The 12920-nt window shown below is 72.5% G+C and carries 12 protein-coding genes and 2 pseudogenes; 8 read left to right on the top strand and 6 right to left on the bottom strand.

Features of this window, described 5'->3' with window-relative positions; translation table 11 throughout:
• The 5 genes and pseudogenes from ACZ4VI_RS34085 to ACZ4VI_RS34065 form a co-directional block, all read right to left on the bottom strand.
• Positions 1 to 480, bottom strand: a pseudogene (locus ACZ4VI_RS34085) (trehalase-like domain-containing protein); the annotation flags it as partial.
• 34 nt (positions 481 to 514) lie between these two features.
• The gene (locus ACZ4VI_RS34080) at positions 515 to 1330 is read right to left on the bottom strand and encodes an SURF1 family cytochrome oxidase biogenesis protein (protein WP_468005681.1); all 816 of its coding nucleotides are present in this window, start codon (positions 1328 to 1330) and stop codon (positions 515 to 517) included.
• A gap of 49 nt (positions 1331 to 1379) precedes the next feature.
• On the bottom strand, positions 1380 to 1613 hold the full coding sequence (locus ACZ4VI_RS34075) for a hypothetical protein (RefSeq protein WP_468005679.1): 234 nt from the start codon (positions 1611 to 1613) through the stop codon (positions 1380 to 1382).
• 54 nt (positions 1614 to 1667) lie between these two features.
• Complete coding sequence (locus ACZ4VI_RS34070; protein ID WP_468005677.1) at positions 1668 to 2642, bottom strand: DEDDh family exonuclease; 975 nt, start codon at positions 2640 to 2642, stop codon at positions 1668 to 1670.
• A 415-nt stretch (positions 2643 to 3057) separates the two neighbouring features.
• Entirely contained in the window at positions 3058 to 3684 is a 627-nt protein-coding gene (locus tag ACZ4VI_RS34065) for a TetR/AcrR family transcriptional regulator (RefSeq protein ID WP_468005676.1), read from the bottom strand.
• 99 nt (positions 3685 to 3783) lie between these two features.
• Between ACZ4VI_RS34065 and ACZ4VI_RS34060 the strand changes: the two genes are divergently transcribed.
• From ACZ4VI_RS34060 to ACZ4VI_RS34025, 8 genes and pseudogenes are all read left to right on the top strand, one after another.
• Positions 3784 to 4581: an acetoacetate decarboxylase family protein gene (locus ACZ4VI_RS34060; protein ID WP_468005675.1), complete on the top strand. Its 798-nt coding sequence runs from the start codon at positions 3784 to 3786 to the stop codon at positions 4579 to 4581.
• Positions 4581 to 5465 (top strand): SDR family NAD(P)-dependent oxidoreductase, encoded by an 885-nt coding sequence (locus ACZ4VI_RS34055; RefSeq protein WP_468005673.1) that lies wholly within the window; start codon positions 4581 to 4583, stop codon positions 5463 to 5465. Before ACZ4VI_RS34060 ends, ACZ4VI_RS34055 begins: the two co-directional genes overlap by 1 nt.
• A gap of 11 nt (positions 5466 to 5476) precedes the next feature.
• Positions 5477 to 6760, top strand: coding sequence for an amidohydrolase family protein (locus tag ACZ4VI_RS34050; RefSeq protein WP_468005671.1), 1284 nt, complete (start codon positions 5477 to 5479; stop codon positions 6758 to 6760).
• Positions 6757 to 7983 carry an amidohydrolase family protein gene (locus tag ACZ4VI_RS34045; protein ID WP_468005670.1) on the top strand — a complete coding sequence of 409 codons (1227 nt, stop codon included), beginning with the start codon at positions 6757 to 6759 and terminating at the stop codon, positions 7981 to 7983. Before ACZ4VI_RS34050 ends, ACZ4VI_RS34045 begins: the two co-directional genes overlap by 4 nt.
• Positions 7984 to 8008: 25 nt before the next feature.
• Positions 8009 to 8722 (top strand): VIT1/CCC1 transporter family protein, encoded by a 714-nt coding sequence (locus ACZ4VI_RS34040; RefSeq protein WP_468005668.1) that lies wholly within the window; start codon positions 8009 to 8011, stop codon positions 8720 to 8722.
• A gap of 111 nt (positions 8723 to 8833) precedes the next feature.
• A complete protein-coding gene (locus ACZ4VI_RS34035) occupies positions 8834 to 9712 on the top strand; it encodes a sterol desaturase family protein (protein WP_468005666.1) in 879 nt (292 codons plus the stop codon).
• Positions 9709 to 10377: a lysoplasmalogenase gene (locus ACZ4VI_RS34030; RefSeq protein ID WP_468005665.1), complete on the top strand. Its 669-nt coding sequence runs from the start codon at positions 9709 to 9711 to the stop codon at positions 10375 to 10377. The genes ACZ4VI_RS34035 and ACZ4VI_RS34030 overlap by 4 nt, the downstream gene beginning before the upstream one ends.
• Positions 10353 to 11389, top strand: a pseudogene (locus ACZ4VI_RS34025) (zinc-binding dehydrogenase). Before ACZ4VI_RS34030 ends, ACZ4VI_RS34025 begins: the two are co-directional and overlap by 25 nt.
• 147 nt (positions 11390 to 11536) lie before the next feature.
• Here the strand turns inward: ACZ4VI_RS34025 and ACZ4VI_RS34020 are convergent.
• Positions 11537 to 12865, bottom strand: a complete 1329-nt coding sequence (locus tag ACZ4VI_RS34020; RefSeq protein ID WP_468005663.1) for a CoA transferase — start codon at positions 12863 to 12865, stop codon at positions 11537 to 11539.
• Positions 12866 to 12920 lie beyond the last annotated feature (55 nt).

Raw genomic sequence — 12920 nt, 5'->3', positions numbered from 1 at the left:
AACTTAATCCTGCCGCGCGGTGGCCGATGAGGCCCCCCCCCCCCCCCTACCCCCCCCCCCCCCCCCCCCCCCCCCCCCCCCCCTGCGCCGCACCCACGGCACGATCGAGCCGTAGTCGAAGCGCAGCCGCAGCACCGCGCTCATCTCGACGGTGCCGCTGACGCCCTCCACGATCCGCATGACATCGGGCGCGGTGTCACGCTGCGGCATGAAGTCGACGACCTTCACGGTGCCGGTGCGGGTCTCCCAGTACGTCTCCAGGACCAGCGAGTCGCCGGCGTAGCCTCTGCTGGTGCAGGACGTGGCGCCCTTGGGTGAGATCCGCCAGTGACCGTTGTCCTCGTCGCCCAGGAGCGCGGCGAAGCAGGCGGCCGAGTCGAAGCGCGGCAGACACAGCCAGTCGATCGACCCGTCGCGTCCGACGAGCGCGGCGGTCTGCAGATCGCCGATGAGGGCGTAGTCGTCGATACGTTGCGTCACGCTCTGGCGTGTTCCCGCCTGAGGCGACGGTCAATCAGCGGGACACTGTGGCCTGCGCCGCGCCCGTCGGTTCGGGCGTGCCCGCGCCGCTGTCCGTACGGGCCACGGCCTCCCGGTCGCGCTTCTCGCGGCGCACCAGGATCACCCAGCCGACCGGCACACCGGCCGTGAAGAGCCACCACTGCACGGCGTACGCCATGTGCGCACCGATCGAGTCGTGGTCGGGCTCGGGGATCAGCTCGGGGGAGCCTCCGGCCGGCTCGGGCGCGGTCTGCTCGATATAGCCGCCGAGCACCGTGCGGCCCGTCAGCTCGGCCTGCTGCGCGCTGTTGATCAGCATCACCTGACGGTCCGGCAGCCCGCGCAGGTCCTTGATCCCGCTGGCGCCGGTCGTCTCGTCGGCCTTGAGCCGGCCGGTCACGGTCACCTCGCCCTTGGGGGCGGGCGGGACCGGGGGGTACGCCTTCTGGTCGGCCGCGGCCGGGACCCAGCCGCGGTTGACGAGCACGACCCGGCCGTCCTTGAGCGCCAGCGGCGTCAGGACGTGGAAGCCGACCTGATCGTCGGCGGAGGTCCGGCGGCGGACGACAACCTCGTGAGCGCTGTCGAAGGTGCCCGTGGCCGTGACCCGGCGCCAGTAGTCGGCGCGCGGAACGGTGTGTCCGGGGGAGGTCAGCTTCTCGACGGGGAGGGGCTCCGCCTTGAGGTTGTCCGCGATCAGGGCGTTCTGCGCGACCCGGCGCTCGTGCCGGTGGAACTGCCAGAAGCCCAGCTCGATCATCGTCGGGACGAGGACGAGGGCGATGAGGGTGAGGATCACCCACTGCCGGGACAACAGGAAGCGGTACACCCCATGACCGTACAACTGTGGTCATGGGGTGCACGCACGGGGGTTGTGGTCAGACGTGGTCGACGATGCCCACCTTTCCCTCCGCGCGGGCGCAGTGGGCGCCGCAGTACCACTTCCCCTCGGCCTCGACACCCTGGCCGATGATCGGGACCCGGCAGTGTTCACAGACGGGCGCCATGCGGTGAATGGCGCAGGAGAAGCAGTCGAAGACGTGCACCGCGCCCTGCGCGTGCACCTCGAAGGACATGCCGTAATCGTTTCCGCAGACCTCGCAACGTGCCATGCGCCACAGGGTGCTGCGCGAGGCGGGCGAGGCGTGGGCGGCACGCCCGGCGCGTCACCCGTCTGCCGGGGCCACGTCACGCAGCAGCTGGGTGAAGGCGGCCTCGTCGACGATCGGGGTGGCGAAGGACTTCGCCTTCACCGTCTTGGAGGTGGCGGCGTCCGGATCGTTCGTCACCAGCAGGCTCGTCAGCCGGGACACGCTCGTCGCGACATGGAGCCCCGCCTCGACCGCCCGGTCCTCCAGGAGCTCGCGGTCGATGGAGGTGTCACCCGAGAACGCCACCCGCATGCCCTGTTTGAGCGGTTTGTCCGCTTCGTATCGCCCGGGGTTCGGATACGGGCACGGCGGCCGCTTCCGCGAGGGACGCCAGCCGTTCGCGTGGTACGAGGCCTGGTAGCCGATCCGGGCCGGAGCGGGCGTGGAGACCCACTCCGTCAGCGGCCGGCACTCCAGGAGCGGCAGCCGTACGTTCCGCTCCGCCGCCGCGTGCAGACTCGGCCGGAAGGCCTCCGCGAGCACCCGCGCGTCGTCCAGCGCGTGGTGCGCCCGCTGCTGCACGACACCGAAGTGCGCGGCCAGCGACTCCAGCTTGTGGTTGGGCAGCGGCAGGGCCAGCTCCTTGGCGAGCGCGATGGTGCACAGCCGCTGCCGCACGGGCGCGGTGCGCTCGGCCCGCGCGTACTCCCGGGCGATCATCGACCAGTCGAAGAGCGCGTTGTGCGCCACCAGGACACGGCCGTCGAGCCGCTCGGAGAACTCGGCGGCGATCTCCGGAAAGAGCGGCGCGCCCTCGAGGACGTCACGCGTCAGGCCGTGGATCCAGACCGGCCCGGGGTCCCGCTCCGGATTGACGAGCGTGTACCAGTGGTCCTCGACATCGCCTTGGGCGTCAAGGCGGTAGACGGCAGCCGACACTATCCGGTCGTCGCGGGCGAGTCCGGTGGTCTCCACGTCGACGACCGCGTACCCCTGTGGGTAGGCGGCCGGCCACGCTGCTGCTGTCGTACGGTCGTCGAGCATGGTCACTGAGAATACGGGCCCCTACTGACACGCCCGCTCCCCGGTGCCCCCTCAGGCACCCGGAACCGGCCGCCCGGTTGACGCGCGACGGTCACGGCGCTCGCCCCGTGGGCGAGTTCACCGGAGCCGGCGCGCGCGGTCACCCGAGGCTCGCCACCAGGTCCCCGGCCGCGACCTGTTCGAGACCGCAGCCGTCCACCGGGCCCGGCAGCAGGCGGTGACCGTCCCCGTCGCGCTGTCCGGCACGACGTCGCCGTCGAGGAGCGCGCGGAACACGTTCCGACCGCCCGCACCGGCCGCCGCCGTCGCCCGTCCGTGCGGCACGGGTCCGGCACGCCGGAGCCGTACAGCCGCAGCAGATGGTCCCTAGGACGGCCCCACGCGTGCGTGCCACCGGAAATTAACCGGCCGGGTCAGCCGATCACCTAGGCGTGCCCAACAGGCCGTCCACCAGTGCCCGTACAGACGTGGTGAAGAGGCGCTCCGTGTCGATCGGGCGGGCCAGGGCGCGGGCGAGGGCGGGGTCGTCCGGCTCCGTCGTCTCCGTCTCCCAGAGCTCCTCCTCGCCGGGGGACTGGACCGGGGCCCGTTCGCGGTTGCGTTCCACCAGGACGTAGCCCACGACCTGGACCTGCACCGCCCTGACCACCTCCGCCGCCCGAGCGCCGCGCAGGCCCGCCGCGTGGACCTCGTGGGCCAGGGCGCGCTGGGCGGGCAGGAACATCCGCTCCGTCAGGCCCCGTTCGTGGACCATCGCCACCAGATGCGGGCGGTCCCGCAGATCGCGACGGAGCGCGCGGGCCACCGAGACGATCCGCTCGGCGGGCGTGTTGCCGCGCGGGGTGATCGCGGAGAGATCGGCGACCGTCCGCTCGACCAGCGCGTCGAGCAGGGACTCGCGGTTGCCGACGTGCCAGTAGATCGAGGTGACCGCCGTGCCGAGCTCGGCGGCGAGCTTGCGCATGGTGAGGGCGTCCGGGCCGTGCTGCCTCACCAGAGCGGCGGCGGTCTCCAGGACCTCCTCGCGGGTGAGTGCGCTGCGCGCCATCCCGATCCCCCCAATTCTCTTGCCTGCACGGCTCTTTACCCTTCATCGCGACCGGTGTAACTGTGTTACAGGCCGACGGTCCCTGAAGGGTGGTACGTCATGGCACGAGTACGGTACGGGGCGCGCACCGACGCCGAGATTGCGGCGGCCCGCGCCAAGAGCAGCAAGCTTCCCGACATCTGGTCCACGGGCGTGGTCGCCGTCTGGGAGACCGATCCAGACGTCGTCGCGGCGGTCCTGCCGCCCCCGCTGAAACCCACCGAGCGGCCCCTCGTCCGGGCGAACATCAGCCAGGTCGACCTCCCCGGCTATCCCCTCGGCGCCGGCTCGGTCGCCGTCGCCGCCGCCCACGGCGACCAGGAGGGCTGGTATCCGCTCGTCATGCCGATGACCCTGGAGCGGGCCCTCATCGGCGGCCGCGAGGTCTTCGGCGAGCCGAAGAAGCTCGGCGAGGTCGTCGTCGAACGCGACGGGCTCGTCGTCCGCGCCTCCCTCGCCCGGCACGGCATCGCCTTCGTCGAGGTGCGCGGCGCGGTCTCCGGCCCGCTGCCCGTGCCCGAGCCCGCCGAGAAGACCGACTTCTACTTCAAGTTCCTGCCGGGCGTGGACGGCACGGGCTTCGACGCGGACCCCGTCCTCGTCCACTGCGTCCGCAACGAGAAGGTCCGCAAGCTGGAGCAGGTGACCGGAGACATCGTGCTGCGCGAGTCGATGTACGACCCGGTCGCCGACCTGCCCGTACGCCGCATCGTCGAGATCACGATCGGCGAGAAGACCACCGACCAGAAGGGCCGGGTCGTGGAACGCGTGAGCGCCCAGGCCCTCCTGCCGTACATCCACCAGCGCTACGACGACCCGCAGCAGATCCTCGACGGCCCGCCGGAAGGGAGCGTGTGATGGAGCTGCGGCAGGGGCAGGTCGCGGTCGTCACGGGCGCGGCGAGCGGCATCGGGCTGGCGATGGCGCGCCGCTTCGCCGCCGAGGGGCTCGCCGTCGTCCTCGGCGATGTGGAGGAGGCCGCGCTCGCCAAGGCGGCCGAGGAGCTGATGGAGGACGGGGCGCAGATCCTCGCCCGTACCGTCGACGTCAGCGACGCGGGGTCCGTGGGGGCGTTCGCGGACGCGGCGTTCGAGACCTTCGGCGCCGTGCACGTCCTGTGCAACAACGCCGGGGTCGGATCGGGCGCCGAGGGCCGGATGTGGGAGCACGAGCCCAACGACTGGAGGTGGGCCTTCGCCGTCAACGTCTGGGGCGTCTTCCACGGCATCCAGGCCTTCGTCCCGCGCATGCTCGCCGGCGGCGAGCCCGGACACGTCGTCAACACCTCTTCCGGCGACGGCGGGATCGCCCCGCTGCCCACCGCCTCCGTCTACGCCGTCACCAAGGCGGCCGTCGTCACGATGACCGAGTCGCTGTACGCGCATCTGAAGGCCGAGCACGCGCGCGTGGGGGCGTCCGTGCTCTTCCCCGGCCCGCACATGCTGCGCACCGGCCTGTGGGAGTCGCACCGCAACCGGCCCGAGCGGTACGCCAAGCAGCGGCCGCGCAGGACCCCGTACCGCAGCCTCGATCAGTGGGAGGCGGCCATGAAGGACGCCGGGCACGAGGTCGCCTTCACGCCCGTCGAGGAGGTCGCGGAGCACGTCGTGGACGGCATCCGCGCCGACCGGTTCTGGATGCTCCCGGCGAGCGAGCACAGCGACCGGCAGATCCGGGCGCGCTCGCAGTCGATGCTCGACCGCGCCAACCCGTCCTATCTGGAGAACTTCATCCTCGACTGAGGGGCGTGACCATGAGCCACGAGGACCCGTATCTGATCATCTCCTCCGACTGTCACGCCGGTCCGCCCACCGAGCGCTACCGGCCCTATCTCGATCCCCGGTTCCACCGCGCCTTCGACGAGTTCCTCGCCGGGCGCGACGCCCGCCGCGAGGCGATGACCCGGCTCGGGGTGCGCAACGAGGACTTCGCCAACAAGTGGTTCAGCGACAACGAGGAAGGGCTGCGGGGCGGCTGGGACGCCGCCCAGCGCCTCAAGGAGCTCGACGGCGACGGCGTGGCGGCCGAGGTCGTCTTCCCCGACGCGGACGCCGTCGACAGCCAGACCGCCGCGCCCTTCGGCGTCGGCCTCGGGCTCTCCGGCGACCAGGACCCGGAGCTCGGCATGGCGGGGGCGCAGGCCCACAACCGCTGGCTCGCCGAGTTCGTCGGGCAGAACCCCGAGCGGCACTGCGGGGTGGCGCTGCTCCCGATCACGGCCGAGCCCGCGAAGGTCGTCGCCGAGATCCACCGGGCCAAGGAGTCCGGGCTCGGGGCGCTGATGATCCCCTCCATGTGGGTGGACAAGGAGCCGTACCACGACCGGCGTTACGACCCGGTCTGGGCGACCGCCGCCGAGACCGGGATGCCGCTCGTCACCCACTCGGGCGCGGCGCCGCGAGAGGAGTACGGCGACCATCTCGGCATCTACGTCAGCGAGGTGACCTGGTGGCCGGCCAGGCCGCTGTGGTTCCTGCTCTGGTCCGGGGTCTTCGAGCGGCACCCGGGGCTGAGGTTCGGCGTCGCCGAGTCGGGCTGCTGGTGGCTGCCGAACCTGCTCTGGTTCATGGACCGGCTCTATCTCGGTGCCCATGGCGGCAAGAAGCTCTCCCCGTTCGCGGAGCTGAAGCGGCCGCCGAGCGAGTACCTGGACCGTCAGGTCTTCGTCTGCGCCACCAACACCAAGCGGCGCGAGCTTGCGCAGCGGTACGAGATCGGCGTGGACAACATCCTCTGGGGCTCGGACTTCCCGCACCCGGAGGGGACCTGGCCCAACACGCGCGCGTGGCTGCGGAACACGTTCCACGACATCCCGGTGGCGGAGTCGCGGCGGATGCTGGGACTGGCCGCTGCGGAGGTCTTCGGATTCGACGTCCGGACATTGGATCCAATAGCCCGTCGCATCGGCCCCACCCCCGCCGACCTCGGCCAGTCGCCCGACCAGGCGGCCGTGGAGGCGTCCTGGGCGCGTTCACGCGAGGTCGGCCGCCACTGGCTGACGGACCACGACTTCCCGACCCTGGGGGTGACGCCATGACGGACCGTTACACCGTGATCTCCGCCGACTGCCACGCGGGCGCGGACCTCCTCGACTACAAGCCGTACCTGGAGAAGAAGCACCACGACGCCTTCGACGCCTGGGCGGCCGGCTACGTCAACCCCTACGAGGACCTGCTCGCCGACACCGCCGACCGTAACTGGAACTCCCAGCGCCGGCTGCGCGAACTGGAGGCGGACGGGATCGTCGCCGAGGTCGTCTTCCCCAACACCATCCCGCCGTTCTTCCCCTCCGCCTCCCTGATGGCCCCGCCGCCGACCCGCGAGGAGTTCGAGCAGCGCTGGGCGGGACTGCGCGCGCACAACCGCTGGCTGGCCGACTTCTGCGCGGACGCGCCCGGCCGCCGGGCGGGCGTGGCGCAGATCCTCCTCAACGATGTCGACGAGGCGGTACGGGAGATCCGCCGCACCAAGGAAGCGGGCCTCACAGGCGGCGTCCTGCTCCCCGGCGCCCCGCCCGGCAGCGGGATCCCGGAGCTGTACTCGCAGACGTACGACCCGATCTGGGCGGTCTGCGCGGAGCTGGACGTCCCGGTCAACCACCACGGCGGCTCCGCCTCTCCGCCGCTCGGCGACGAACCGGCCGCGCGCGCGGTGTTCATGGTGGAGACGACCTGGTTCTCGCACCGGGCGCTGTGGCACCTGGTGTTCGGCGGCGCCTTCCGCCGCCACCCCGAGCTGAAGCTCGTCCTCACCGAGCAGGGCTCGGGCTGGATCCCCGGGGTCGTCGAGATGCTGGACTACTACCACGCGCGCCTGGTCGCGGCGGCCTCGCGGGCCGCCACCGCCGAGTCCAAGTTCGGCGCGGGCCTCGCGGAGTCCATGGGCAAGGGCCCCAGCGAGGTCTGGCGCGACAACTGCTTCGTCGGCGCGAGCTTCATGCGCCCGCACGAGGTGCCGCTGCGCGACCGGATCGGCCTCGACAAGATCATGTGGGGCAGCGACTACCCGCACGACGAGGGCACGACACCGTACTCCCGCGAAGGCCTCCGCATCGCCTACGCGGGGCTGCCGAGGGAGGAGGTCGCGGCGATGACCGGCGACAACGCGGCCCGCGTCTACGGCTTCGACCTGCCGTTCCTGGACTCCCTGGCGGCCGTCCACGGGCCGACCGTCGAGGAGATCGCCGAGCCCCTGAAGGAGCCCCCGGCGGACGCCACGAGCCCGGCGTTCGCCCCGGGCGGGTCGGTCCGCGTCTGGTGAACGACCGGGTGAGACCCTCCCGGGTGTGACTGATGCCCCTGTGCACGACGAGGCCCACGGCGGAGACCTCGGCACCCGTCTCAACTGGCTCCGGGCCGCCGTGCTCGGAGCCAACGACGGAGTCGTCTCCACCGCGGGCCTCGTCGTCGGCGTCGCCGGCGCGACGGAGTCGCAGGCCGCGCTCCTGACCGCCGGTCTGGCGGGCCTGCTCGCCGGTTCGATGTCGATGGCAGCGGGGGAGTACGTCTCCGTCTCCACCCAGCGCGACTCGGAGAAGGCCGCCCTGGCGGTCGAGCGACGCGAACTGCGCGACCAGCCGGAGGCGGAACTGGCTGAGCTGACCGGCCTGCTGACGGACCGCGGCCTCTCGCCGGACGTCGCGCGCGAGGCCGCGGAGCAACTCACCGAACGCGACGCCCTGCGCGCCCACGCGCGCGTGGAGCTCGGCATCGACCCCGACCAGCTCACCAACCCCTGGCACGCCGCCGCCGCGAGCTTCCTCGCCTTCACGGTCGGCGCCCTGCTCCCCCTCCTCGCGATCGTCCTCCCACCCGCCGCGACCCGCCTCTGGATCACGGTCCTCTCCGTCCTGGCCGCCCTCACCGTCACCGGCTGGTGGAGCGCCCACCTCGGCGCGGCCCCACCGGGGAGGGCGGTCCTGCGCAACATGGGGGGCGGGGCACTGGCGATGGCGGTGACGTACGGGGCGGGCTCGCTGCTCGGTGCGGCGGGGGTGTGAGGAGGAGCCTCCCTTGTCGGAAGGTGCCAAAGCTTGCTGACAAGTCGTCTTGCATACTTGTTGGTAACAGCGTCTAGCCGAGCACCGACCCGCCCCTCTACCGTCGTCGGCATGCCGAACCTGCCCGATGTCGTGCTCTGGTCCATACCGGCGTTCGTCCTGCTCACCGTCCTGGAGATGGTCAGCTACCGGCTCCATCCCGACGAGGACGCCGCCGGATACGAGACCAAGGACGCCGCCACCAGCCTCGGCATGGGGATCGGCAGTCTCGTCTTCGACTTCCTCTGGAAGATCCCGATCGTCGCCATCTACACCGCGGTCTACGAGCTCACCCCGCTCCGCGCCCCCGTCCTGTGGTGGACGATCCCGCTGATGCTGCTCGCCCAGGACTTCTTCTACTACTGGCAGCACCGCGGACACCACGTCATCCGCATCCTCTGGGCCTGCCACGTGGTGCACCACAGCAGCCGCAAGTTCAACCTCACCACCGCGCTGCGCCAACCCTGGACCAGCCTGACCTCCTGGCCGTTCTACCTGCCGATGATCGCCCTCGGCGTGCACCCGGCCGCCGTCGCGTTCTGCTACTCCATCAACCTCGTGTACCAGTTCTGGATCCACACCGAGCGCATCGACAAGCTCCCCCGCCCCTTCGAGTACGTCCTCAACACGCCCTCCCACCACCGCGTCCACCACGCCTCGCAGGGCGGCTACCTGGACCGGAACTTCGGCGGCATCCTCATCGTCTGGGACCGGATGTTCGGCTCCTGGGTGGGGGAGACCACCAAGCCCGTCTTCGGCCTCACCAAGAACATCGAGACCTACAACCCGCTGCGCGTCGCCACCCACGAGTACGCCGCCATCGCCCGGGACATACGGGCCGCGACGAGCTGGCGCGAGCGCGCCGGGCGCGTCTTCCGGGGGCCGGGCTGGCAGCCGGCGCCGCTGCCGCCGCACGGCACGGGACCCGCCGCCGCGGAGCCCGCCGCGTGAGCGCCGCCCGTACCTCCGCCGCCACCGTGACGAGCACGCTCTCCCGCGCCCTCCTCGCCGTCTTCGCGCTTGCCGTCGCCGTCGACCTGGTCTCCCTCCTCGCCGGCGCCGACCTCGGTCACCGGATCGCCAAGCCGCTGTTGATGCCGCTGCTCGCCGCGTACACCGCCACCCGGGGCGCCCCCAAGCTCCTGATCGCCGCACTGCTCTTCGGCTGGGGCGGCGACGTCTTCCTGCTCTCCGACGCCGACTGGGCCTTCCTCGTCGGCATGGGCTCCTTCGCCGCAGGACACGTCTGCTACCTGGTGCTCTTCGGCCGGCGCCGTACGTCCGTCCCCCTCGGCATCGCGTACACCGTCGCCCTCGTCGGCACCGTCGCGCTCCTGTGGCCCGACCTCCCCGCCGAGCTGCGGATCCCCGTCGCGGGCTACTCGCTCCTGCTCACCGCCATGGCCTACCGCGCGAGCTCCCTCGGGCTCACCGCGGGCGCCGGCGGCGCGCTGTTCCTGCTCTCCGACACGCTCATCGCGAGCGGGGTCGCCGGGTGGCCCCAGCTGCCGGTCCCCGACTTCTGGGTCATGGCCACCTACCTCGCCGCCCAGTACCTGCTGACCCTGGGCGTGCTCACCCAGGCGTACGCGTGGAGGACGTGCCCGACGCGGTGATCCAGGACCCCACCGACGTCGTCGTGCGGGTGCTGCGCGCCTGCGTCTGCGGCAGCGACCTGTGGGCGTACCGCGGCGAGTCCGCCCGCCAGCCGGGGCTGGGGGTCCCCCCAGGCCCTTAGGGCCTAGGGGGAGTATTGGCCACGAGTTCCTGGGGGTCGTCGAGGCGGCCGGCTCGGACGTCTCCGGCTTCTCGGCAGGCGACCTCGTCGTCGCCCCCTTCGTCTGGTCCGACGGTACGTGCGACTACTGCGCCGAGGGGCTCCAGACCTCCTGCCCGCGCGGCGGTTTCTGGGGCTCCGTCGGCTCCGACGGCGGCCAGGGCGAGGCCGTCCGCGTCCCCTTCGCCGACGGCACGCTCGTGCGCCTGCCCGCCGAGGCCGCCTCCGACGACCACCTGCTGACCGCGCTCCTCGCCCTCTCCGACGTCATGGGCACCGGCCACCACGCAGCCCTCGGCGCGGGCGTCCGCAAGGGCTCCACCGTCGCGGTCGTCGGCGACGGCGCCGTCGGCCTCTGCGGCGTCCTCGCCGCCAAGCGGCTCGGCGCCGACCGCATCATCGCGCTCGGCCGCCACACCGTCCGTACCGACATCGCCCGGACCTTCGGCGCCACCGACGTCGTCGCCGAACGCGGCGAGGCCGCCGAGGCCGCCGTCCGCGAACTCACGGGCGGCCAGGGCGTCCACGCCGTCATCGAGGCCGTCGGCACCGAGCAGTCGATGCGCACCGCCGTCGCCATCGCCCGCGACGGCGGCTCGATCGGCTACGTCGGCGTCCCGCACGGCTCCGGCACGGGCCTGGACCTGTCCGTCATGTTCGACCGGAACATCGCGCTGCGCGGCGGCGTCGCCCCGGTCCGCGCGTACATCCCCGAGCTGCTCCCGGACGTCCTCGACGGCCGCCTGGACCCTTCCCCGGTCTTCGACCTGACCGTCGGCCTCGACGGCGTCCCCGGCGGCTACAAGGCAATGGACGAGCGCACCGCACTGAAGGTCCTCGTCAAGCCGTAGCCCACCGCCCCGCGCTCCCGCCGAGCCACCGCGGCCGGCCCGCCGGGCGGCTCCCCGGCCGCGCCCGGCGTGCGGCTACGGGCACCGCGCGCCACGGCGCCCGCCAACAGCGCGCGCTCACGCGTCGAGCCCCGCGATGCCCGGCGGTCAGGCGGGGAGCCAGGTGGGTGTGTCCGTACCCGCGAGGCCCGGTGGGTGCGGCCAGGACGTTGGGCCGCCGTCGTACGAGACGGGCGACACGGCATGGCGCAGTCGGCCGAGCGGGCCGGTCGTCTCTCGGAGCCAGTGCTCCGGCTCGTAGTCGGGTCCCTGTGGGTCCTCCACGGCCCGCCGTGGGAGCGCGTGCGTCAGCCAGTGGCCCGTCTGCGCCAGCGCCAGGCGTACGAGACGGGTGCCGCCGTCCCGGTCCTGCTCGGTCAGGGAGCGCAGTACGGCCGCCGCGAGCAGGTAGCCCGTGCCGTGGTCCAGGGCCTGCGCGGGCAGCGCGCCCGGCTGTGCCGCCGAGCCCTCGGTCACCGCGATCCCGGTCGCCACCTGCACCAGGCTGTCGAAGCCGCGCCGCTCGCCCCACGGCCCGTAGTCGCCCCACGCCGAGAGCCGGGCGATCACCAGGCCGGGCCGGTGGAGGTCGAAGCGGTCCAGGGCGCCGGGGCGGTAGCCGGTGACCAGGACGTCGGCCGCGTCCAACAGCTCGTCGAACGTACGCCGGTCCGAAGGGCGGTCCAGGTCGAGCGCGGCCGTCCGCTTCCCGATGTCCGTGTCCGCGTGCTGGTCGGGCAGTTCGGGGTTGCCCGGCGGGTCGATCCGCAGAACGTCCGCCCCGAGCAGCGCGAGCGTCCGGGTCGCGACAGGACCGGCGATGACCCGGGTCAGGTCCAGGACCCGCAGAGGGCCCGAACGCCGCCTCGGGGCCGCGTCGTCCAGCCGTTCCCGGGTCAGCAGGGGCCGCGCCGCCACCTCCCGGCCCTGCTCGTGCGCCGCCCACTCCTCCGGCGTGCGCAGGGCGACCGCCAGGCCCCCGGCCGCGTACACCGCCGTCTCGACCTCGACGGCCTTCCGCTCGGCGATCTCCGCCGCCACGGCCTCCACCGAATTCGCCGAGCCCAACGCGCGCAGCAACGCCGCCCTGTGGTGCGGATAATTCGCGTGCGTACGGACCCAGCCGTCAGAAGCCCGCCAGAAACGGGACAGCGGCGCGAAGTTGACCGGAACCCGGCCGTCGACCCGGAGATGACGCTCACTCACGAAGGCGGTGGCGACCGCCCCGTCGTCCACCCGGACCGGCCCCCGAACGTCCGCCCGCTCCACCGCGGCCAGGCCCGCGACCGCGACCGTCGCCCGGGCCAGGTCCATCACCGGCAGCCGGGCCGACAGCAGCCCCGAAGGACCTCCGTACGCCACCCGGTCGAGCAGGGCCGGATCGCCACCCAGGGCCGACCACAGCAACTCCGTACCTGTACGCACTGTGTTGTCCATGGACGGCATGATGGCACCCAGTGCCATGCAAGAGGCCCTGGTGTGGCGCACCACA

It is taken from the genome of Streptomyces sp. NPDC029169, from assembly GCF_055563935.1.
Note: the sequence above shows the minus strand (reverse complement) of the source record. Positions and strands in the feature narration are given on the sequence as shown.

Bases quoted from the DNA above. Each gene is read 5' to 3' on its own strand.
- ACZ4VI_RS34075 (WP_468005679.1), bottom strand. From the start codon at position 1,613: ATGGCACGTTGCGAGGTCTGCGGAAACGATTACGGCATGTCCTTCGAG.
- ACZ4VI_RS34065 (WP_468005676.1), bottom strand. From the start codon at position 3,684: ATGGCGCGCAGCGCACTCACCCGCGAGGAGGTCCTGGAGACCGCCGCC.
- ACZ4VI_RS34060 (WP_468005675.1), top strand. From the start codon at position 3,784: ATGGCACGAGTACGGTACGGGGCGCGCACCGACGCCGAGATTGCGGCG.
- ACZ4VI_RS34055 (WP_468005673.1), top strand. From the start codon at position 4,581: ATGGAGCTGCGGCAGGGGCAGGTCGCGGTCGTCACGGGCGCGGCGAGC.
- ACZ4VI_RS34050 (WP_468005671.1), top strand. From the start codon at position 5,477: ATGAGCCACGAGGACCCGTATCTGATCATCTCCTCCGACTGTCACGCC.
- ACZ4VI_RS34045 (WP_468005670.1), top strand. From the start codon at position 6,757: ATGACGGACCGTTACACCGTGATCTCCGCCGACTGCCACGCGGGCGCG.
- ACZ4VI_RS34035 (WP_468005666.1), top strand. From the start codon at position 8,834: ATGCCGAACCTGCCCGATGTCGTGCTCTGGTCCATACCGGCGTTCGTC.
- ACZ4VI_RS34020 (WP_468005663.1), bottom strand. From the start codon at position 12,865: ATGGACAACACAGTGCGTACAGGTACGGAGTTGCTGTGGTCGGCCCTG.